Origin of the sequence: Psychrobacter sp. AOP31-B2-9 (assembly GCF_052378005.1) — a bacterium.
In the GTDB taxonomy this organism is placed as follows: domain Bacteria; phylum Pseudomonadota; class Gammaproteobacteria; order Pseudomonadales; family Moraxellaceae; genus Psychrobacter.
Window position 1 is genome coordinate 1 of sequence record NZ_JBQSXG010000341.1, and the last position, 464, is coordinate 464.

1 protein-coding gene is annotated in these 464 nt (G+C 36.6%); it reads right to left on the reverse strand.

Annotated features, from left to right (window positions below; genetic code table 11):
- Nucleotides 1–121: 121 nt before the first annotated feature.
- Nucleotides 122–388, reverse strand: coding sequence for a hypothetical protein (locus tag ACT3SX_RS15540; RefSeq protein ID WP_192992721.1), 267 nt, complete (start codon nt 386–388; stop codon nt 122–124).
- Nucleotides 389–464 lie beyond the last annotated feature (76 nt).

Genomic DNA, 464 nt, shown 5'->3' on the forward strand with positions numbered 1-464 from the left:
CTATGGTAAAGGACTTTAATATGAAGCTGTTACCTTTCTTCTTAGCCATATCTGACATCCCAGTAGACATTGTCCGCTAATAGAGCATAGGTAGCTTTCTGTTGATTGGTTAAGTTGCTCATTATTTAGTTTCCTTTTCATTAAGTATCGTGATAGGTATTTCTAATCTTCTAAACCTTTCGTCTTGTTTGCTTTCAAGCGATAACTTTTCGCTCCATGTAATCTTTTTACCATCTAATGGTCTAGGAACTAAACCCCAATCACTGATACCTAAAGGATGAATGATGTTCATACTATTGAAACTATCAATGTTAGCGACATCTGCTTTGACAAACTCACCTTGTTGATTGAGCGCAGCAATACATATCTGCTTATATGTGACACCCACTAAACGACAATTAATTGAATTATTAAGGTACTCTGACCCCTGCCGTCAAATCCGTACACATAAACTTGGGAGATTT